General features: G+C 63.3%; 20 protein-coding genes. 14 read left to right on the top strand and 6 right to left on the bottom strand.

Features of this window, described 5'->3' with window-relative positions:
- Positions 1 to 231 precede the first annotated feature (231 nt).
- Positions 232 to 603: a VOC family protein gene (locus C2I19_RS18775; protein WP_103904159.1), complete on the top strand. Its 372-nt coding sequence runs from the start codon at positions 232 to 234 to the stop codon at positions 601 to 603.
- A gap of 42 nt (positions 604 to 645) precedes the next feature.
- Here the strand turns inward: C2I19_RS18775 and C2I19_RS18780 are convergent, their stop codons facing one another.
- From C2I19_RS18780 to C2I19_RS18795, 4 genes are all read right to left on the bottom strand, one after another.
- Positions 646 to 1,245 (bottom strand): thymidine kinase, encoded by a 600-nt coding sequence (locus tag C2I19_RS18780; RefSeq protein WP_369406694.1) that lies wholly within the window; start codon positions 1,243 to 1,245, stop codon positions 646 to 648.
- 22 nt (positions 1,246 to 1,267) lie between these two features.
- A complete protein-coding gene (locus tag C2I19_RS18785; RefSeq protein ID WP_103904161.1) occupies positions 1,268 to 1,957 on the bottom strand; it encodes a nitroreductase family protein in 690 nt (229 codons plus the stop codon).
- 277 nt (positions 1,958 to 2,234) lie between these two features.
- Positions 2,235 to 3,083 carry a 23S rRNA (adenine(2030)-N(6))-methyltransferase RlmJ gene (locus C2I19_RS18790; protein WP_103904162.1) on the bottom strand — a complete coding sequence of 283 codons (849 nt, stop codon included), beginning with the start codon at positions 3,081 to 3,083 and terminating at the stop codon, positions 2,235 to 2,237.
- Between the two features lie 13 nt (positions 3,084 to 3,096).
- Positions 3,097 to 3,846, bottom strand: a complete 750-nt coding sequence (locus C2I19_RS18795) for a tRNA pseudouridine(65) synthase TruC (protein WP_103904163.1) — start codon at positions 3,844 to 3,846, stop codon at positions 3,097 to 3,099.
- Between the two features lie 465 nt (positions 3,847 to 4,311).
- Between C2I19_RS18795 and C2I19_RS18800 the strand changes: the two genes are divergently transcribed.
- The 6 genes from C2I19_RS18800 to C2I19_RS18825 all read left to right on the top strand — a co-directional run bounded on the left by C2I19_RS18800 (position 4,312) and on the right by C2I19_RS18825 (position 10,654).
- On the top strand, positions 4,312 to 5,316 hold the full coding sequence (locus C2I19_RS18800; protein ID WP_199181266.1) for a BMP family lipoprotein: 1,005 nt from the start codon (positions 4,312 to 4,314) through the stop codon (positions 5,314 to 5,316).
- 116 nt (positions 5,317 to 5,432) lie between these two features.
- Positions 5,433 to 6,962 (top strand): ABC transporter ATP-binding protein, encoded by a 1,530-nt coding sequence (locus C2I19_RS18805; RefSeq protein WP_103904164.1) that lies wholly within the window; start codon positions 5,433 to 5,435, stop codon positions 6,960 to 6,962.
- Positions 6,959 to 8,050, top strand: coding sequence for an ABC transporter permease (locus C2I19_RS18810; protein ID WP_233201276.1), 1,092 nt, complete (start codon positions 6,959 to 6,961; stop codon positions 8,048 to 8,050). Before C2I19_RS18805 ends, C2I19_RS18810 begins: the two co-directional genes overlap by 4 nt.
- 1 nt (position 8,051) lies before the next feature.
- On the top strand, positions 8,052 to 9,017 hold the full coding sequence (locus tag C2I19_RS18815) for an ABC transporter permease (protein ID WP_103904165.1): 966 nt from the start codon (positions 8,052 to 8,054) through the stop codon (positions 9,015 to 9,017).
- Positions 9,018 to 9,143: 126 nt separating this feature from the next.
- The gene (locus C2I19_RS18820) at positions 9,144 to 10,319 is read left to right on the top strand and encodes a molybdopterin molybdotransferase MoeA (protein WP_233201277.1); all 1,176 of its coding nucleotides are present in this window, start codon (positions 9,144 to 9,146) and stop codon (positions 10,317 to 10,319) included.
- A complete protein-coding gene (locus C2I19_RS18825; RefSeq protein ID WP_103904166.1) occupies positions 10,316 to 10,654 on the top strand; it encodes a 2Fe-2S iron-sulfur cluster-binding protein in 339 nt (112 codons plus the stop codon). Before C2I19_RS18820 ends, C2I19_RS18825 begins: the two co-directional genes overlap by 4 nt.
- 511 nt (positions 10,655 to 11,165) lie before the next feature.
- On the opposite strand, the gene C2I19_RS18830 is transcribed toward C2I19_RS18825, so the two are convergent.
- Positions 11,166 to 12,257, bottom strand: coding sequence for an AI-2E family transporter (locus C2I19_RS18830; protein WP_103904167.1), 1,092 nt, complete (start codon positions 12,255 to 12,257; stop codon positions 11,166 to 11,168).
- Positions 12,258 to 12,315: 58 nt separating this feature from the next.
- Complete coding sequence (dsbD, locus tag C2I19_RS18835) at positions 12,316 to 14,112, bottom strand: protein-disulfide reductase DsbD (protein ID WP_233201278.1); 1,797 nt, start codon at positions 14,110 to 14,112, stop codon at positions 12,316 to 12,318.
- 235 nt (positions 14,113 to 14,347) lie between these two features.
- Between dsbD and C2I19_RS18840 the strand changes: the two genes are divergently transcribed.
- From C2I19_RS18840 to C2I19_RS18870, 7 genes are all read left to right on the top strand, one after another.
- Positions 14,348 to 15,154 (top strand): alpha/beta fold hydrolase, encoded by an 807-nt coding sequence (locus tag C2I19_RS18840; RefSeq protein ID WP_103904169.1) that lies wholly within the window; start codon positions 14,348 to 14,350, stop codon positions 15,152 to 15,154.
- A gap of 90 nt (positions 15,155 to 15,244) precedes the next feature.
- On the top strand, positions 15,245 to 16,315 hold the full coding sequence (gene pheA, locus C2I19_RS18845; RefSeq protein WP_103904170.1) for a prephenate dehydratase: 1,071 nt from the start codon (positions 15,245 to 15,247) through the stop codon (positions 16,313 to 16,315).
- Positions 16,316 to 16,385: 70 nt separating this feature from the next.
- On the top strand, positions 16,386 to 16,967 hold the full coding sequence (locus C2I19_RS18850; RefSeq protein ID WP_103904171.1) for an LOG family protein: 582 nt from the start codon (positions 16,386 to 16,388) through the stop codon (positions 16,965 to 16,967).
- Positions 16,968 to 16,980: 13 nt separating this feature from the next.
- A complete protein-coding gene (locus tag C2I19_RS18855) occupies positions 16,981 to 17,577 on the top strand; it encodes a hypothetical protein (RefSeq protein WP_103904172.1) in 597 nt (198 codons plus the stop codon).
- Positions 17,574 to 18,512, top strand: a complete 939-nt coding sequence (locus C2I19_RS18860) for a 3-deoxy-7-phosphoheptulonate synthase (protein ID WP_103904173.1) — start codon at positions 17,574 to 17,576, stop codon at positions 18,510 to 18,512. Before C2I19_RS18855 ends, C2I19_RS18860 begins: the two co-directional genes overlap by 4 nt.
- Positions 18,505 to 19,089: a uracil-DNA glycosylase family protein gene (locus C2I19_RS18865; RefSeq protein WP_103904174.1), complete on the top strand. Its 585-nt coding sequence runs from the start codon at positions 18,505 to 18,507 to the stop codon at positions 19,087 to 19,089. Before C2I19_RS18860 ends, C2I19_RS18865 begins: the two co-directional genes overlap by 8 nt.
- Before the next feature lie 105 nt (positions 19,090 to 19,194).
- Positions 19,195 to 20,463, top strand: a complete 1,269-nt coding sequence (locus tag C2I19_RS18870; protein WP_103904175.1) for a nitronate monooxygenase — start codon at positions 19,195 to 19,197, stop codon at positions 20,461 to 20,463.
- Positions 20,464 to 20,546 lie beyond the last annotated feature (83 nt).

The following is a 20,546-nucleotide window of genomic DNA, read 5'->3' on the forward strand; positions in this document are numbered from 1 at the left end:
AAGAAAACGCTGAAAACTTTGGGCATCCATGGCGTTGCTCCCGGTCTGCTACCGTATTCAGCATAGCTCCCAACACGGAATTGGGACATAGCCTTTTATAAGGTCTATTGTTTTGCTATTGGCATATTGTCATGTTGTCGATCTGAATGCTACTGACAAAAACTGACAGCGGATGGGCTTAGCATGACAGCATGCCGAGGCGAAATCGGCGCTCAACCAAGGAGAGCCACCATGCAACACCCTAACTTTGTGATTCTGTACGTGGACCAGCCGGCGCGCAGCGCGGCGTTCTATTCCAAGCTGTTTGATCTGCAGCCGATAGAGCAGTCGCCTACTTTCGCCATGTTTAAGTTTTCATCCGGCATGAGGCTGGGCCTATGGTCGCGCTATACGGTTGAGCCGGGAGCCGAGGCGCTGGGCGGGGGAGGGGAGTTGATCGTGCAATGCGAGGATTTCGCGGTGCTGGAGGCTTGCTATGCCGGTTGGCAAGCGCAGGGTTTGCCCATTCTGCAGCCTATGACCGATTTGGATTTCGGCCGCACTTTCGTGGCGCTGGATCCGGATGGACATAGGCTGCGGGCTTATGTGCCTGCGGAGGAATGAGATACGGGCCGGCCTGGCCGGCCCGGGCAATGCAAGGCGCGCTCAGCCTTGGTGGAAGCAGCGGCCGCACACGGCGCGGTAGCGCGCCTCGCCGCCTATCTCCACCTGCGGGCCTTCCTTGACGCGCCGGCCGGCGGCGTCGATGCGGATGTGCATCGTCGCCTTGCGGCCGCAGTGGCAAATGGTTTTGATTTCTTCTACGTCGTCGGCCAGCGACAGCAGCCAGGCCGATCCAGGGAAGGGATGGCCCTGGAAGTCGGTGCGCAGGCCGAAGCAGATCACCGGGATGTTGCGCTGGTGCGCCAGCCGGTGCAGTTGCTGCGCCTGTTCCGGCGTCATGAATTGGGCTTCGTCCACCAGGATGCAGGCGGTGTCGCCGTAGTCCTGCGTCAGGAAGTCAAAGCCTGAATCAAAAGTGTTGGATTCGCGCTGAATGTTCAGCCGCGACGTGATCATGCCCACGCCGTAACGGTCGTCGATGGCGCTGGTGTACAAGGCCACTTTTTTGTCCATCGATTCGTAATTGTTGGCGATCTGCAGCAGCTGGGTGCTTTTGCCGCTGTTCATCGCGGCGTATCGGAAAAACAGTTTGGCCATAGTGCTGGGCGCGAAGAAACGTTGCCGGGGCGCGCAGCATAGCATGACGCGCCCGGCTTGTGCGGCCTCAGTGGAAACTGGCGATCTGATCCAGGGTTTTTTTGCCGATATTGGGCACTTGGCAATGCTCTGACGGATAGCCGACCACCAGCAGGATGTAGGGCTTTTCGTGCTGCGGCCGGCCCAGCAGCGAATTCAGAAAATTCATCGGGCTGGGGGTGTGGGTGAGCGTGGCGAGGCCTGCGTGGTGCAGCGCCGCGATCAGAAAGCCGGCGGCGATGGAGACGGACTCCGGCACATAGTAGTTTTTCAGCTCGCAGCCATCGTCCAGCACGGTTTTCTTCTGGCCAAAGATGGCGATCAGGCAAGGGGCGGTTTCCAGAAAAGGTTTGTCGGCGTCGGTGCCCAGCGGCGCCAGCGCATCTTTCCATTCCTGAGGCGCGCGGTGCGCGTAGAACTCGCGCTCTTCCGCCTCGGCACCCTCGCGTATCTTGTGTTTCAGCGCCGGATCCCGCACAACGGCGAAGTGCCATGGCTGATGGTTGGCGCCGGACGGCGCGGTGCCGGCTACGCGCAGGCAGTTTTCAATCACCTCATCCGGAATGGCCTCATCCGAAAACTCGCGTATGGTGCGGCGCCTGCGCATTTCTGCGAGAAAGTCGCGCGAGCGTTCTATCATTTCGTTTTCTGGACGGCGGACAAAGGCGGGTAGGGGAATGAACGGAGGCTGGCCTTGGTTGAACGGCAGTGTGCTCATGCTGGCTTTCCTTGGGTGGAAGTAGCGGCGTGATCGGACGAATGTTCAAGAAGGCAGGGCGATAGGCGGATCATGCTATTTAATAGGCATGGATTCGGATCTTTATTTCCTGCCTTGCATGGCAGAATGGCATTGACGCCGCATTCATGCAATAGGCATTATGCAAATGCCAATTCATTTGTCCTGTAGTTTTATTTCATGTAAAGATATTTTATATGAAATTATTCCGCAATGAAAAGCGCGCCAGGGGCGCGCTTGATTGGAGGAGGCTGCCGGCTTAAAGATCGCCGCCGGTTTCCAGCACAAAGTTGGCCTTGGCGTCCTGGCCCAACTGCGTCTTTAGATAGGGCAGGGTCTCATTCAGCATCTTGGGCAGGGTCCAGGGCGCGTTGAGTATGAACATGCCGCTGCCGTGCATGCCGAAACCGTCGGTTGACGGACCTTGCACATGCAGTTCCGCGCGCAGCCAGTTTTTGACCGGCAGCTTTTTCAGCTCAGGGATCATTTCCTTCATTTCCACGCGCTGCAGGCAGGGGTACCACACGGCGTAAACGCCGGTGGCGAAGCGCTTCAAGCCTTCCTTCAGCGCGGTGACCACGTTCTGGTAATCGCGCTTGTCCTCGTACGGCGGGTCGATCAGCACCAGCGCGCGGCGCGGCGGCGGCGGCAGTATGGCCTTGATGCCGTCGAAGCCGTTGGCCTGCTGGATTTGCACGCGGCGGCCGGCGCCGGCGAAGTTTTCCTGCAGGATTTGCGCGTCGCTGGGGTGCAGCTCGAATAGCCGCAGCTTGTCGCGCTCCGGCATCACGTCGGCGGCGCACCACGGCGAGCCGGGGTAGAACTTCAGCTCGCCGTCCGGATTCATGCGCTTGACCACGTCCACATAGTTGCGCACGGCCTCGGGCAAGTCATCACGGTTCCACAGGCGGGCGATGCCGCTTTCGAACTCGGCGTTCTTGGTGGCGTAGCCTTCGATCAAGGAATACGCGCCGGCGCCGGCATGGGTGTCGATATACCAGTAGGGCTTGTCTTTCTGGCCCAGGTAATTCAGCAATTCGATTTCAATCAGGTGCTTGAGCACATCGGCGTGGTTGCCGGCGTGGAAGGCGTGGCGGTAGCTGAGCATTAGTCTTTTTCTTTCAGATGGTGAGTTCGATTCCGGCGGCGCGCGCGGCCGCAGTCCAGCCCAGGCGTTCGATGAGCGTGGAGAAGCCGGCTTCCAGCGGGCAGGCGATGCGCAGCGGCTCGCCGCTGGCCGGGTGGCTGAGCGTCATTTCCAGGCAAGCCAGCAACATGCGATGGCTGTCCAGTTCGTCGGCGAACATCCGGTTGTGGCGGCCCTTGCCATAGGTGGAGTCGCCTATGATGGGGTGGGCGATGTGCTTCAGGTGGCGGCGCAACTGGTGGCGGCGGCCGGTCAGCGGTTCCAGTTCCAGCAGCGCGTAACGACTGGTCGGGTAGCGTTCCACCAGGATGGGCAACTCGATCTCGGCCAGCGTGCGATAGCGGGTTTGCGCCGCCTGCGGCGCGGTTTCCACCTTTTCGCCTATCCATTCCAGATCGTCGGGGCGGCGGCTGAGCGGGTGGTCGATCAGGCCTTCGGCGGGCGGATGGCCGCGCACCACCGCGAGGTAGCGTTTGGCCACCTGCTGGCGCTCGAACTGCCAGGACAATTCTCGGGCGGCGTCCTTGTCCAGCGCGAACAGCAGCGCGCCGGAGGTCCCCTTGTCCAGCCGGTGGGCAGGATAGACGCGCTGGCCTATCTGGTCGCGCAGCATTTGCACGGCGAAGCGGGTTTCGTGGCGGTCCAGCTCGGTGCGATGCACCAGCAGATTGGATGGCTTGTGGATGGCGATCAGCAGATCGTCCCGATACAGTATGGGCAGCATGGGTGTGGCGCTTGGGTTCAGGCGGCGATTTTAGGGCTTGCACGCTGCTTTGGATATAGCAGCATTGCTTTGTGTTAAGTCAATTTGAGCATGAAAAGTCAATATTCGATGTGATGCTTTCGGCATCGACTCAGACGTGGCGCGGATTGTGCTGAATGTAGATTCTTTACGTGGAGAAATGTTTGCAACACGGTATTTCAAAGTCGAGAGGAAAATGTTTACAGCCAGGTTAACGCTCATTACAATTCGCGGCGCTCAGAAGAACGACAAAGTGGTGTCTGCAGCCGGTTTTTGCATTGCGCAGGGGGCGGTTCAGGCCGCTTCGGCACAGCTGAGACTGTAGTTGGCAGGTTACATGCCGACTGCAATTTCAGCTGTCACCATTCAAGTCCACGCACTGTTGCACTCGTCGCGCCTGCATGGGGCCATGCGCGCGTTGATCAACTCAAGCCAAGAGTTATAGAGATGACCATCCAACTGAAACGAATCAGCTTCGCAGTCGCCGCCGCGGTTCTGTCCGCCGCAGCCTGCGCCAAGGAATTCACTCCCGCCGTGATCTACGATCAGGCCGGCAAGTTTGACAAGAGCTTCAGCGAAGCGGCCTACAACGGCGCCGAGCGTTTCAAAAAGGACTTCAAGGTCAGCTACCGCGACGGCCAGATCTCGTCCGACGCGCAGAAAGAACAGCTGCTGCGCAAGATGGCCGGCCGCGACACCGACATCGTGGTCGCCGTGGGCTTCAACTTCGCCCAGGCCGTGGAAACCGTGGCCAAGGAATACCCCAAGGTCAAGTTCACCCTGATCGACGCCGTGGCCAAGGGCCCGAACGTGCAGAGCATCGTGTTCAAGGAACAGGAAGGCTCCTTCCTGGTGGGCATGGCCGCCGCGCTGAAATCGAAGACCGGCAAGGTAGGCTACATCGGCGGCATGGACATTCCGATGATCCGCGCCTTCGGTTGCGGCTACGCCCAGGGCGCCAAGTACGCCAACAAGAACATCGCCGTGCTGCAGAACATGACCGGCACCACCCCGCAGGCATTCAATGACCCGGCTCGCGGCACCGAACTGGCCAAGAGCCAGTTTGATCGCGGCGCGGACGTGATCTTCGTCGCCGCCGGCGGCACCGGCATGGGCGTGCTGCAGGCCGCCAAGGCATCCGGCAAGTACTCCATCGGCGTGGACAGCAACCAGAACTACCTGTACCCGGGTTCCGTGCTGACTTCCATGGTTAAAAAAGTGGACGTAGCCGTCTACAACACCTTCAAGGAAGCCAAGGACGGCTCCTGGAAGTCCGGCGTGAAAGTGCTGGGCCTGAAGGAGCAGGGCGTGGATTGGGCGCTGGACAAGAACAACCGCCCGCTGATCACTCCGGACATGGAGAAGAAGATCGCCGACGCCAAGGCTGAAATCATCAGCGGCAAGATCAAGGTCGTGGATTACCGCGCCAACAACAGCTGCCCGGTGCAATAAGCCGGCGGCTTTATTCCCCGACCGGTCGGGGGCGCAGCCGCGATGATTCGTTCATCGCGGCTGTTTGCTGTTGATGCCGGCGCTGGGGACAAACGAAGATCGGGAACAGACAAAGCATGACCGAGTTTGCCATTGAGCTGACAGGCATCAACAAGAGCTTCGGCGCCGTGCAGGCCAACCGCGATGTGACCATGAGCGTGCCCAAGGGCAGCATTCACGGCATCATCGGCGAGAACGGCGCCGGCAAGTCCACCTTGATGAGCATCCTGTACGGCTACTATCAAGCCGACAGCGGTTCCATCCGCGTGAACGGCCAGGATGTCCGCATCCGCAACAGCCAGGAAGCTATCCGCCTGGGAATCGGCATGGTGCATCAGCACTTCATGCTGGTGGATACCTTCACCGTGCTGGAAAACATCGTTTTGGGCGCCGAGGGCGGCCGGCTGCTGAAGGGCGGCATGGACGAGGCCCGCGAACACCTGAAAGAACTGAACAAGAACTACTCGCTGGAAGTGGATCCGGACGCGCTGGTTGGGGAACTGGGCGTCGGTCTGCAGCAGCGGGTTGAAATCCTGAAGGCGCTGTACCGCGGCGCCGATGTACTGATCCTGGACGAGCCGACCGCGGTGCTGACGCCGCAGGAAGCCGACCACCTGTTCCACATCCTGCGTTCGCTGAAGGCGCAAGGCAAGACGGTGATTCTGATCACCCACAAGCTGCGCGAAGTGATGGACATCACCGACAACGTCAGCGTGATGCGCGCGGGCACCGTGGTGGACAACGTCCGCACCTGCGACGTGGACAAAGAAAAGCTGGCCGACCTGATGGTGGGCCGCAAGGTTTCGCTGAAGGTGGACAAGGCGGAATGCCAGGCCGGCGCGGTGGTGCTGGATGTCAAAGGTTTGAGCCTGATAGACGAGCGCCAGGTCAAGCTGCTGGACGGCCTGAATTTCCAGGTCAAGGCGGGCGAGATCGTCGGCGTGGCCGGTGTGTCCGGCAACGGCCAGTCCGAGCTGCTGGAAGTGCTGGCCGGCATGCGCAGCCCGACCGCGGGCAGCATCGTCTACAAGGGCGAAGACCTGCTGAAGAAGTCTTGCAAGGGCAAGCCCCGCGCCGCCGTTTACCGCACGATAGGCATCGGCCATATTCCGGAAGACCGTTCGCGCGAAGGCTTGGTCAAGGCGTTCTCCACCTATGAAAACGCCATCCTGGGGTATCAGAACGACAAGACCCTGCGCTGCGGTTTCCTGTACTCGCGCAAGAGGCTGGTGGAGCGCACCCGCGCTTTCATCCAGCAGTTCGACATCCGTCCGGGCAACCCGCTGCTGCGCGTGGGCCTCTTGTCCGGCGGCAATCAGCAGAAAGTGGTGCTGGCGCGGGAAATCCACGCCAACCCGGACCTGCTCTTGATCGGCCAGCCGACGCGCGGCGTCGACATCGGCGCGATCGAATTCATCCACAAGCGGCTGATCGAGCTGCGCGACGAAGGCAAGGCCATCTTGCTGGTGTCGGTGGAACTCGAAGAAATTCTGGCTTTGGCGGATCGCATCCTGGTGATGGCCGGCGGCCAGATCACCGGTGAAGTGGCGGCCAAGGAAGCCGATACCATTTCCCTCGGCCTGATGATGGGGGGGCACAAGCATTGAAATTCGGACAACCTTCCACCCTGCCGCGCTGGGCGCAGCTGACGGTGCTGCCGGCGCTGAACCTGATGGCGGCGCTGTTGGTGACGGGCTTCGTCACCTGGATGATCGGGGAGAATCCCTGGGAATGCCTGAAGCTGCTGATTAACGGCGCCTTCGGCTATGGCGAGGGCATAGGCTACACGCTGTTCTACACCACCAGCTTCATCTTCGCCGGTCTGGCGGTGGCCACAGCCTTCCATGCCGGGCTGTTCAATATCGGCGGCGAAGGCCAGGCTTATCTGGCCGGCCTGGGCGTCACTCTGGTGATGTTGGGCTTCGACCACACGCTGCCGTCCTATGTGCTGATTCCGCTGGCCGTGCTGGCCGCGATGGGCTTCGGCGCGGCCTGGGCCTATATCCCGGCCTATCTGCAGGCCAAGCGCGGCAGCCACATCGTGGTGACCACGATCATGTTCAACTTCATCGCTTATTCGCTGATGTTGTACCTGATCAGCCACCAGTTGATCGAGGCGGGTTCGCAGAACCCGACCACCCGTCTGTTCGGGCAGGTGGGCTGGATTCCGCAGATGCATGAGCTGATTCCCGGCATGCCGAGCTCGCCGCTGAATCTGTGCTTCGTGTTCGCCTTGCTGGCCGCCGGCCTGTTCTACCTGATCGTGTGGCACAGCCGCTGGGGCTTCACGCTGCGCACCGTGGGCACCAACGACCACGCCGCGCGTTACGCCGGCATCAGCGTCAGCGCCGCCATTATCGTGGCCATGTGCATGTCCGGCGCGCTGTCCGGCCTGTCCTCGGTCAATGATCTACTGGGTTCCTCGCACCGCATGAACGTGCTGTTCACCAACGGCGTGGGCTTCGTCGGCATCGCCGTGGCGCTGATGGGCCGCAACCATCCGGTAGGCATCGTGCTGTCGGCGTTGCTGTTCGGCGCGCTGACCCAGGGCGGCTCGGACCTGTCGTTCGAGAAGCCGTTGATCACCCGCGAGATGATCCTGTTCATCCAGGGTCTGATCATTCTGTTCTGCGGCGCGCTGGAGAACCTATTCGAGCCCTTCATCGCCAGCCTGTTCAAGCGCAAGGACAAGTAATATGGAAATGTTCTTCAGTCTTCTCGACTCCACCCTGCGCGTGGCCACGCCGCTGGTGCTGGCCGCGCTGGCCGGCATGTTCTCCGAACGCTCCGGCGTGGTGGACATCAGCCTGGAAGGCAAGATGCTGGTGGCGGCTTTCGCTTCCGCCGCGGCAGCCTACGTCACACATAGCCCGTGGATAGGCCTGCTGGCCGGCATCATGGCGGCGGTGTCCTTCTCCATGATCCACGCTTTCGTGTCGGTGACCTATAACGGCAACCAGCTGATTTCGGGCATGGCGATCAATACTGTGGCCTCCGGCATCACGCCGGTGCTGGCCTTGGCCTGGTTCCAGCAGGGCGGCAACTCGCCGCAGCTGCCGGACGACGGCCGCTTCCACGAGATCGTATTGCCGTTTGCCGACGCGCTGCGCGAGGTTCCGGTGGTGGGCTTGGTGTACAGCAAGCTGATCTCCGGCCACAGCATCCTGGTGTACATCACCGCGCTGATCGTCATCCCGCTGGTGAGCTGGGTGCTGTACAAGACCCGCTTCGGCCTGCGACTGCGCGCCGTGGGCGAAAATCCGCACGCAGCGGACACCGCCGGCATTTCCGTGGCTAAGGTGCGTTACACCGCCTTGTTCTGGAACGGCGTGCTGTGCGGCATGGCCGGCACGTATCTGTCTGTGTACCAGACCGGCAGCTTCATCAAGGAAATGACCGCGGGCAAAGGCTTCCTGGCGCTGGCGGCGCTGATCTTCGGCAAATGGCGTCCGGTGCCGGCGGTGATGGGCTGCCTGCTGTTCGCCTTCGCCGACGCGGTCCAGATCCGTCTGGAAGGCGTGGCGCTGCCGGTGGTCGGCCAGATTCCGTCCCAAGCCATCGCGGTGATTCCGTATGTGCTGACCGTGCTGCTGCTGGCAGGCTTCGTCGGCCGCGCCGTGGCGCCCAAGGCCATCGGCATCCCCTTCGTCAAGTCTCGCTGATCCGGGCCAGCCTGGAACAGAAAAAGCCCGCCGGCGTGTCCGGCGGGCTTTTCGCATATGGGCGCGTGATATGATGCGGATAGAGCATAGGCGGGGCGTGGCCCGCCGTTGGATAGGATAGGAATCATGCTGAGCTATCAAGAGGCGCGCGCCTGGCTGCTGGAACGGGCCCGGCCCTTGCGCACCCACCAGAACGTTTCCCTGTCGCAGGCTTGCGGCCGCGTGCTGGCGTTGCCGGTCCAGGCTGGCGTAGATGTGCCGCCGCATGACAATAGCGCGATGGATGGCTACGCCGTGCGTTGCGCCGATCTGGCGGCGGCGCTGCCGGTTTCGCAACGCGTGCCGGCCGGCAGCGTGCCGCTGGCGCTGCAGGCCGGCACTATCGCCCGCATCTTCACCGGGGCGCCGATTCCACCGGGCGCGGACGCCGTCATCATGCAGGAGCAGGCGACGGCGGGCGAGGATGGAAAGGTGAGTTTCACTGTTGTCCCGCAGCCGGGGCAGAACATTCGCCGCCGCGGCGAGGATATCGCCAACGGGCAAGTCATTCTGGAGGCGGGCAAGATGTTGACGCCGGCGGACCTGGGGCTGGCTGCTTCCATAGGCCTGGCCAGTCTTCCGGCACTGCCGACGCTGCGCGTGGCGGTGTTCTTCACTGGGGATGAGCTGGTGGAGCCCGGCCAACCCTTGGGCGCGGGGCAAATCTACAACTCCAACCGTTATTGGCTGGTTCCGGCGCTGCATAAGCTTGGCTGCGAGGTCATTGACCTGGGGCATGTGGGCGACGCGCTGGAGCCGACGCGGCAATTGCTGCGCGACGCGGCCGCAGTGGCGGATGTCATCGTCACCTGCGGCGGCGTCTCTGTCGGCGAGGAGGATCATGTCAAGGCCGCGGTGGAGGCTGAGGGCGAGCTGACCTTATGGAAGGTGGCGATCAAGCCCGGCAAGCCGCTGGCCTACGGCAAGGTGGGCGACGCGGATTTCATCGGTCTGCCGGGCAACCCGGTGTCCGGCTTCGTCACGCTGCAAACCCTGGTCAAGCCTTTCCTGCAGCGGCGCATGGGGCTGGATGTACCGCCGCCGGAAGCGCAATGCCTGCCGGCGGCTTTCGCCTGGGATAGGCCGGATGCGAAACGCAGCGAGTTCCTGCGCGTGCGCAAGGTGGCGGGCGAATTGCAGCTGTATCCGCAGCAGGGCTCCGGCGTGTTGATGTCCTGCGCCTGGGCCGACGGCCTGGTTTGGCTGCAGCCGGGGCAGGTGGTCAAGCCCGGCGATGCGCTGGCGTATCTGGAGATGGCGTGAGCCGGATTCGATTCCTGCGGGAAGATGGCTCGCTGCTAGGCGAGAGCGAGGCGGAGCCGGGCGACAATCTGCTGGACATCGCCCGCTTGGCCGACGTGCCGCTGCACTGGCGTTGCGGCCAGGGCACCTGCGGAACCTGCAAGGTGCGGGTGTCCGGCATGGCGGCTCCGCAGCGGCCCGGTCGCAAGGAACGCAATGTCCTGCTGCGCGCGGGCGCGATAGACGCGGCGCAGGCCGCGAGCGAAGAGTGGAACGAGTCCGCGTCCTGGCGGCTGGCCTGCCACCTGGCGGTGGAGGAAGGGCGGGACTGGATTGTGTCCTGCCCTGGCTACTGAGACCGGCGGAAACCCGACATCGCGCCAGGTGGACGGGCCATTTCTGTTGCTCGGCTTAGTCGATGGGCCGGAAAGCCCCTCTCCCCTTGTGGGAGAGGGGTTGGGGAGAGGGGCGCCGGTTCGATTCCGGGTTATTCGGAGAGCGAAAGCTAGCAGGCCTTGTCTGCGCTGACATTCCTAATCGATCTATGGAATCCGCTTCGCGGATGATGTTTGAGGCCGGTTCCGCCCGGCGGACGGGCCAGGGGCTGTGCGGCCAGCCCCTTGGCGATCCCAGGCTGCCCCGACAGCGCCGCGAAACCCCGTCTCCAAAGCCATTCCCAAGGCGCCGCCCAACTCGTGGGGCGCTAGCGTCGCCCCGCTCAAACAAAGGGCGTCTTAAAACCTTGGGAATGGCTTCGAAGCCGGCTTGCACTGATGGGGGAGTCGGCGAGTTGGTTTGGTCCTAATCATTTGGACAAATCTCAGCGAAGGAAAGATGGCGGAACGCCCCGTTGGGGCTTCCGACCGGTCAGCCTTGCTCGCCTTCGCAGGCCATTTCTTCCACCTCGTCCCGTTCCAGCCAGTGCCGCAGCAGGGTCAGGCCCACCGCCAGCAAGGTTGGGCCGATGAATAGGCCGATCACGCCCCAGGCGATCAGGCCGCCGATGACGCCGAGGAAAATCACCGACAAGGGCATTTGCGCGCCCTGGCTGATCAGCAGCGGCTTCAGGATGTTGTCTATGGTGTTGATCAGCAGAAAGCCCCACACGGTGAGGAAGATGGCCAGACCGGTGTGGCCGGTGTAGAACACCCAGGCCGCGGCCGGCAGCCAGACCACCAGCGTCGGCATTTGCGCCACCGCCACGATGAAGCACAGAAAACCCAGCACCAGCGAGCCCGGCACGCCCGCGATCAGCAGGCCGATCACGCACAGCACGGTTTGCGCGAGCGCCGTGCCCACCACGCCGGTGGTGACGCTGCGTATGGTGCGGGCTATCACTTCCGGCAGATCGCCGGCGGTTTCGCCGCCCAGCTTCAGCACGATGCGCTCCACCAGCTCCCACAGCTTGTCGCCATTAATCAGCAGCAGGCCGGCCACCACGATGGCCAACACGATTTCCAGCAGGCTCAGCCCCAGATTGGCGCCGCCGGACAGCAGCCACAGCACGGTCTTATTGATGACGGGGCGGATCTTGTCGAAGAAGCCGGGCAGGTCGGCCTGGGTGCTCAGCCACAGCTTGTTCAGACCGTCGCCTATCACGGGCAGGCTGGTGAGCCAGGCCGGCGCGTCGGGCAGGCGGAAGTCGCTGAGATCGTGTGTCAGGTTGGCCAGATGCGGCAAGGTGTCGGCCAGCGTCAGCGCCATCAGGCCGATGGGAATGGCCAATGCGGCCGACAGTCCAAGTACGATCAGCAGTGCGGCCAGCTTGTGGCGGCCGCGCAGCCGTGTTTTGAGCCGGCTGTACAGCGGCCAGGCGGAAATGGCGATGATGGCGGCCCAGGTCAGGGCGCCGAGAAACGGTTGCAATATCTTGATGCAGGCCAGCACCAGCATAGCCAGGATGGCGACCTGGAAAACATTGAGAATGCTGAGGCTGGATCGGCCGGGAATGGGCAGCATGGTGGTATCCGCAAGATGAAACTGGGCAGGCCGGCGTCATGCCGGCCTGAAACGTGCGCTAGTGTGCCACTTGACCCAGTTGACTGGCAAACGCTGCGGCGGGCGTGAAGCCGACGACGCGCTGCGCTTCCTTGCCGTCCGCGCCGAACAGGATGATGCCGGGCGGGCCGAACAGACCGAAGCGCTTCAGCAGCGCCTGGTGCGCGTCGCTGTTCGCCGTGACGTCGGCGCGCAGCAGGACGAACTGTCCCATCTTGGCGGCGACCAGCGGCTGCGGGAACACCTCGGACTCCATTTCCTTGCAGGCTACGCACCAGTCGGCATAAAAGTCCAGCAGCAGCGGTTTGCCGGCTGACTTGGCCTCGGCCAGCTTGGCGTCCAGCTCGGCGATGGATGAGATGGGCTGGAATGGATGGCTGGCCGCGCCCTCCGCGCTGCTGGCGGCGATCAGCTTCAAGGGATAGCGCGGGTTGTCCGCGCCGGACAGCAGGCCCACCAGTTGTGCGCCGCCCAGCAGGAACAGCAGCAGGCCCAGGGCCTTGCCCAGCCGGGCGCCTGGCTTGGATGCGGTGGACAGGGTGTCGAAAGCGCCCAGAAACACGGCGGCGCCTATCAACAACGCGGCCCAGAGCAGCATCACCAGCGAGGCAGGCAGGAAGGGCGTCGCCATCCAGATGGCCAGGCCCAGCATGACCACGCCGAAGCCGGATTTCACCACTTTCATCCAATTGCCGGCGCGCGGCAGCACATGGCCGCCGAAAGTGCCGATGAGGATCAGCGGCAGGCCCAGGCCCAACGCCATCGCGTACAGGGCTGCGCCGCCCAGCAGGGCGTCGCCGGTGCTGCCGATATAGCCTAGCGCCAGAGCCAGCGGCGGCGCGACGCAAGGGCCGACGATCAGCGCCGACATCGCGCCCATCAGGAACACGGTGAGGGCTTTGCCGCCGGACAGCTGGTTGGACGATTCCGCCAGCCTGGATTGCAGGGCATTGGGCAACTGAATGGTGAACAGATCGAACATGGACAGCGCGAACACCACCATCAGCGCGCTGGCGGTGAGAACGACGGCGGGCTGCTGCAGCCACACGGTCAGCAGCGAACCGGTCAGGCCGGCCACGACGCCGACGGCGGTGTAGGTCAGCGCCAGGCCTTGCACGTACAGCAGGGACAACAGGAATCCGCGGCCGCGGGTGAGGGTTGCGCCCTGGCCGGCAATCAGCGATGAAACGATGGGCAGCAGCGGGTACATGCAGGCGGTGAACGCCATGCCCAGGCCCGCCAGCAGAAAAGTGCCCAGTGTGGTCAGCCAACCCTTGGCCGCCAACTCGCTGTTACCGGCCGGCGATTTTCCCGCGGTGGCGGCGCCTCCCAGCCAGTTGTCCAGCTTGCTTTCCGTCTTGCCGCCGGCCGCGCTGACTTTCAGCTTGTGCGTATACGGCGGGTAGCAGACGCCGGCCTCGGCGCAGCCCTGCAGCCGCACATTGAGCTGGAAGTCGGCTGGGGCGCCGGCGGCCAGCGGAATGACGATGCTCTGCTTGCCGTGGTAAATGAATTGCTTGCCGAAATAAGGGTCGGCTTTTTCCTGGGCGGCGGGCAGCACGGGCTTGCCGGCCAGATCGGCCGGGGTCGTGCTGATGGCGATGCGGTCACGGTACAGATAATAGCCCGGCGCCACATCCAGGGTAAGCTGCAGCTTGTCGCCGCTGCGGCTGACCTGAGCGGCGAAGGCTTTCTCCGCCGGCAGCAAGTCGTCTTGATTGACTGCGTGGGCCGGCAGCGCGACGGCCAGGCAGGCGACCAGCGCCATCAGCCATCGCCATGCCTGGCGGTACAGTGAGTTGAGGTATGCTTGCACGTGCTGACTCTGCTTGTGGTTGCTATGGGAGTGAGACGCGACGGCGTGGAGGCGGTTCCGTTTTGTCCCGGCGTGATGCAATATGCATCAAACTGCGCGGCTCGGCAATTGTCCTGGCCGGATGCGCCGCCTCCGGGCGAGGCAGGCGGCGACTGGAGGCCAGTATATCTGGAGCGGGGGCCGGCCGACAGCCAGATGAAAATGAAAAATAGGCATGAGGTTATTCAGAGGGATTATGCGAGAAACCATACATTTCGCCCACGCCAACAGCTTTCCGGCATCGGTCTACCGCAAGCTGCTGACCAGGCTGGGGGAGCGGCACGAGGTGGGTTATCTGGACACCATAGGCCACGATCCGGCGTATCCGATCACCGATTGCTGGCCGCATCTGGTGGCGGAGAGCATCAGCCATATCGAGCGCAGCTATGCCGGGCCGGTGATAGGCGTGGGCCATTCCCTGGGCGGCTTTCTGATGTTTTACGCCGCCTTGCAGCGGCCGGACCTGTTTCGCGCCATCATCATTCTGGATTCGCCGTTGATGGGGCCGCGCCGCTCCTTCGGCATCTGGCTGGCCAAGCGGCTGGGCTTCATCCAGAAAGTGACGCCGGGCGGCAACACGCTGAAGCGGCGGGACAACTGGGCCTCGGTGGAAATGGTCCATGACTATTTCGCGCGCAAGCCCATGTTCGCCCGTTTCGATCCGGACTGCCTGGCAGACTATGCCGAGCACGGCACGCGGGACGACGACGCAGGCGGCCGCAAGCTTAAGTTCAGGCCCCAGGTGGAGCACGACATCTACGGCACGCTGCCGCATGACTTTCCCTGCCACAAGGGGAGGCTGAAGGTGCCGGCCGGCTTCATCGCCGGCGAAGAGTCGGATGTGCTGAGAGGCTCGGACATACGGTTCATGCGCAGGCATTTCGGCATGATGGTGGAGGCGCATCCCGGCGGCCATCTGTTTCCGCTGGAGCGGCCGCTGGAAACGGCCGAGCATATCCTGGCCTTGGTCGAGCGGCTGCGCGGAGACCAAGCGAGCCGCTGAGACGGCGGCAAGGCTTGCGACGGGGCGGGTTCTCGCGGAAACTAGGGAGAGTCCCGCCTTAGCCTGCAAGAAAGATCCGCTCTCGTGACCATGGAACACCTGCTCAAGCAACACCGCGACGCCATCGACGCCATCGATGTCGAAATCCTCCAACTGCTCAATCAGCGCGCCAGCCATGCCCGGGAAATCGGCGAGATCAAGGGCGGCGGCATCATTTACCGCCCGGAGCGCGAAGCCCAGGTGCTGCGTCGGCTGAAAGACCTGAACCCCGGTCCGCTGCCCAGCGAGTCCATCGCCCGGCTGTTCCGCGAGGTGATGTCCGAGTGCCTGGCGCTGGAGAAGCCGCTATCCATCGCCTACCTGGGACCGGAGGGCACGTTCAGCCAGCTGGCCGCGGTCAAGCATTTCGGCCATGCGGCGCGGGCAGTGGCCTGTAGCTCGATAGACGAGGCCTTCCGCCAGGTGGAGTCGCGCGCGCTCGATTACGTAGTGGCCCCGGTGGAAAACTCCACGGAGGGCGCGGTGGGACGCACGCTGGACCTGATGGTCAGCTCGCCGCTGAAGATTTGCGGCGAAGTGGTGCTGCGCATCCACCATCATTTGCTGCGCGCAGCGGAAGGCATGGAGGGCATACGGCGCGTCTATGCTCATGCCCAGGCGCTGGCGCAATGCCATGAATGGTTGAACAAGAACTTGCCGGCGCATGTCGAGCGCGTTTCCGTGTCCAGCAATGCGGAAGCCGCGCGGATGGCGGCGGAGGACGCTTCCGCGGCGGCCATAGCCGGCCAGGCGGCGGCCGAGCGCTTCGGTTTGCTGAAATTGGCGGAAAACGTGGAGGACGAGCCGAACAACACCACTCGTTTCCTGGTGCTCGGCCCGCAGGATGTCGGCCCTTCCGGCCAGGACAAAACCTCCATCGTGGTGTCCGCGCCTAACCGGCCGGGCGCGGTGCATTATCTGCTGGAGCCCATCGCCTCCAATGGCGTGTCGATGAGCAAGTTCGAGTCCAGGCCTTCGCGCGCGGGGCTGTGGGACTATGTGTTCTTCATCGATCTGGAGGGGCATTCGCAGGACGAGAGCGTGCAGGCGGCCTTGAATGGGCTGCGGGAGCGAACCTCCTATGTCAAGGTTTTGGGCTCTTACCCCATGGCGGTGCTGTGATGGCGCGAGTTTGATTGAGGGCCGGTGATCCGGCCCTTCTTGCTTTTGACGCAGTGAAAAGAAAGTGAACATGAAGGCGATTTGTCTGTTTTGCGGTTCCAACAAGGGCATGAAGCCTGAATATGAAGCGGCGGCGCGCGCCTTCGGGCGCGAACTGGCCGAGCGCGGCATCACCTTGGTGTATGGCGCCGGCAATGTCGGCCTGATGGGCGTGGCGGCGGATGCCGCGTTGGCAGCCGGCGGCCGCGTGATCGGCGTGATCCCGGAATTCCTGAAGGCCAAGGAGGTGGCGCATCTTGGCTTGAGCGAGCTGCACGTTACGGAAACCATGCATCAGCGCAAGGCCTTGATGGCGGAATTGTCCGATGGCTTCATCGCGCTGCCTGGCGGCTTCGGCACTTTCGACGAGGTGTTCGAGATTCTGACCTGGGCGCAGTTATCGGTGCATGGCAAGCCGGTGGGCATGCTGGATGTGGGCGGCTTCTTCCGCCCCTTGCAGGCCATGGTGGATCATGCGGTGGCGGAAGGCTTCGTGCCGGCGGGCAATCTGGACCTGTTCCATCGCGGCGAAGATTTGCCGGCGCTGCTGGCGTGGATGGAAGGCTATCGTCCGCAAACCGTGCCCAAGTGGCTGGACATCAGCAAGACGTGAGGCGATGCGAAGCATGCCGTCTAAAAACGGTTTTTGGCCGCTGTTGCGGCGGACGCTGACCTGGCCGCTGGCGCTCGCGCTGGCGGCGGTCATCGTGTTTGAGGAATATGCCTGGGATGAGCTGGCGGCCGCGCTGGCGCGGCTGGCCAAGTGGCCGCCACTGGCCTGGCTGGAGCTTCGCATCGAGAGGTGTCCGCCCCGAGTGGCGCTGGCGCTGTTCCTGCTGCCGGCGTTGGGCTTGCTGCCAGTCAAACTGGCGGCGCTGTATCTGATAGAACAAGGCCATGCCTTGCTGGGGCTGGGCGTGATCGTGCTGGCCAAGCTCGGCGGCACGGCTTTGGCGGCGCGGCTATTCATGTTGACCAAGCCCGCGCTGATGCAGGTGCCTTGGTTCGTGCGCTGGTACGAGCGTTTTCATCGTTGCCGGGCGTGGGTGTTCCAGCGTTTGCACGCCTCGCTGCCGTGGCGCTGGGCCAGCCGCTTTATCCGGCGGATCCGCTGGCGGATGGCTCAGCCATCCGCCTTGTCCAGGCTGGCGAGGCGCGCGGCGCGGCGCTGGCGGCGCGATGAAGCCGAACAGACGGGGCGCGATCATGGAGAAACGCAATGATAATCGTAATGAGCGGCGCGGCCAGGCAGGCTGAGATCGACGCGGTGGCGGCGCGCATAGAGGCGCAGGGACTGGCAGCCCATGTCTCGCGCGGCAGCGAGCGCACTGTGATAGGCGCGGTGGGGCAGGAGCGAGGGCTGGAGCCGGCCATATTCGAGTCCATGCCAGGCGTGGAGCGAGCGTTGCGCGTGGTCAGCGACTACCGCATCGTGTCGCGCGAAGCGCAGCCTGAGGATAGCGCGGTACGCATCGGCGACGCGATGTTCGGCGGCGGCGCGCCTGCCTGGCTGGGCGGCTGCAGCCATGACTGGAGCCGGCAGGCGCTGGCGGGCGCGGCGGAGAAAGTCTGGGCGGCAGGCGGACGGCTGTTGTTCGCCGGCGGCGCCCGGCACGATAATCCTTACCGTTACCGTTTATTCGGCGTGGCGGAGATGGAGGCATTGGCCGAGGCCGCCGCGGCGCGAGGTTTGGCGGCGGTGGCGGAACTGAGCGATCCGCGCTTGCTAGACGTCTGTCTGGAGCTTGATTTCGCCGGCCTGCTGCTGCCGCCGGCTTGTCTGTGCAATGTCGAGTTGCTGCGGGAAGTAGGGCGCGTCAATAAGCCCGTCATATTGCAAAGGAATAATCGCAGCACGCCGGAAGAGTGGCTGCTGGCGGCGGAGCATGTCGCGGCTGGCGGCAATCACCGCATTGTGCTGTGCGATTGCGGGCGAGAGGGGGATGGGGCAGGGCTGGACGCGGGCGAGTTGGCTTGGCTGCACCGCGAAACCCATCTACCGTTGCTGGTCGCGCCGGTAGCGGCCGGCGGCGCGGCGCTGGCGCCTGCGCTGGCCGCCGCGGCGCTGGCGGTTGGCGCTAGCGGCCTGCTGCTGGAGCTGGATGGCGATGCCGCCTTGGCGCCGTCGGCGCTGCTTGCCGGCGCGAAGCATGGCTGAGACGCTGGACCGCCTGCTGGGCGAAATCGAGGCCTGTCGGGCCTGCGCCGGCCATCTGCCGCATGAACCGAGGCCGGTGCTGCGCGGGGCGGCGGGCGCTCGCATCCTGCTGGCGGGCCAGGCGCCGGGGCGTAAAGTGCATGAGAGCGGCGTGCCGTGGCTTGACGCCAGCGGCGAGCGGCTGCGCGAGTGGCTGGAGGTGGACGCCGCCACGTTTTACGATGCCAGCCGCTTCGCCATCGTGCCCATGGGCTTTTGCTATCCGGGCAGGGGCAGCAGCGGCGATTTGCCGCCGCGGGCGGAATGCCGAGCCTTGTGGCATCCGCGCTTGCTGCCCCTGCTGGGCGAGGTCAGGCTGATATTGGCGGTGGGCGAGTACGCCCAGGCCTATCACTTGCCGCGGCGAAAGAAGAGCCTGACCGAGACGGTGGCGGCGTGGCGGGAGTATTTGCCTGGAGCGGCGCCATTGCCGCACCCCAGCCCGCGCAACCAGCTGTGGCTGCGGCGAAATCCGTGGTTCGAGCGCGAGCTGCTGCCGGAATTGCGCTTGCTGGTGAAGACGATTTTGGAGGATTAGGAGGCAGCGGAGTACGGGGTCTATGAGCAAAAACTCTAAAAATGTGGATTTCCACGGTCCGGCGCGCGATAATCGCGCCCAGCACTAAAGGAGAGAGCCGTCAAGATGAAGTGTGTTGATGATTTTCGCCTGCAGCTGGGCAACAAGGAACTGGTGCCTATCATGATAGGCGGCATGGGCGTGGATATTTCCACCGCCAGGCTGGCGCTGGAAGCGGCCAGGCTGGGCGGCGTAGGCCATATATCCGACGCGATGGTGCCGACGGTGACTGATCGCCGTTTCAATACCAAGTTCGTCAAAAACAAGCTGGCGCAGTACAAGTTCAATGTGGACAATCCGGACAAATCCGTGGTGCAGTTCGACCTCGGCGTGCTGGAGGAGGCCACGCGTCTGCACGTGGACAGCGCCATGCAGCAGAAGCAGGGCGATGGCCTGGTGTTCATCAACTGCATGGAAAAGCTGACGATGAACGCGCCCAAGGATACGCTGCGGGTGCGCATGCGGGCGGCGCTCGATGCCGGCATCGACGGCATCACGCTGGCGGCCGGCCTGCATTTGGGCTCCTTCGCGCTGATCGAGGATCATCCGCGCTTCCGCGACGCCAAGCTCGGCATTATCGTTTCGTCTCTGCGCGCCTTGCAGCTGTTCCTGAAAAAGAATGGCCGCAGCGGCCGGATGCCTGACTACGTGGTGGTGGAGGGGCCGTTGGCCGGCGGTCACCTTGGTTTCGGCATGGATTGGGCCCAATACGACTTGGCGAGCATCTTCGCCGAGATACGCGATTGGCTGCGGGCCGAGCAACTGGACATTCCGTTGATCCCGGCCGGCGGCATCTTCACCGGCAGCGACGCCGCGGGCTATCTGGAGGCCGGCGCCGGCGCAGTGCAGGTGGCTACCCGCTTCACCGTGACGCGTGAATGCGGTCTGCCTGAAAAAGTGCAGCAGGAGTATTTCAAGGCCAGCGAGGACGACATTGAAGTCAACCAACTGTCGCCGACCGGCTATCCGATGCGGATGATCAAGAGCTGTCCGGCGATAGGCGACAGCATTCGTCCCAATTGCGAAGCCTATGGCTATCTGCTGGACGCCAAAGGCGGCTGCTCTTACATAGATGCCTACCACAAGGCGCATGCCGAGCATCCGGGCGAGCGCCGGGTGCCGGTATGGGAAAAGACCTGCCTGTGCACGCATATGCGCAACTTCGATTGCTGGACCTGCGGCCATTACACTTATCGGCTGAAGGACACGACGCACCGGTCGGCTGATGGCAGCTATCAGTTGTTGAGCGCGGAACATGTGTTCCATGATTATCAGTACAGCAAAGATCAGCAGATCGCCTTGCCTAAGCGGGTGGAATGCCTGATGGCGGGTTGATTTCGCCATCTCGCGACGCGCGGCGCCTGTTCCATTTGGAACCGGCGCCGTTTTTCATTGGAATGGCTGCGCAAGTTAAATGT

This window comes from Chromobacterium alticapitis (assembly GCF_002924365.1).
Classification (GTDB): domain Bacteria; phylum Pseudomonadota; class Gammaproteobacteria; order Burkholderiales; family Chromobacteriaceae; genus Chromobacterium; species Chromobacterium alticapitis.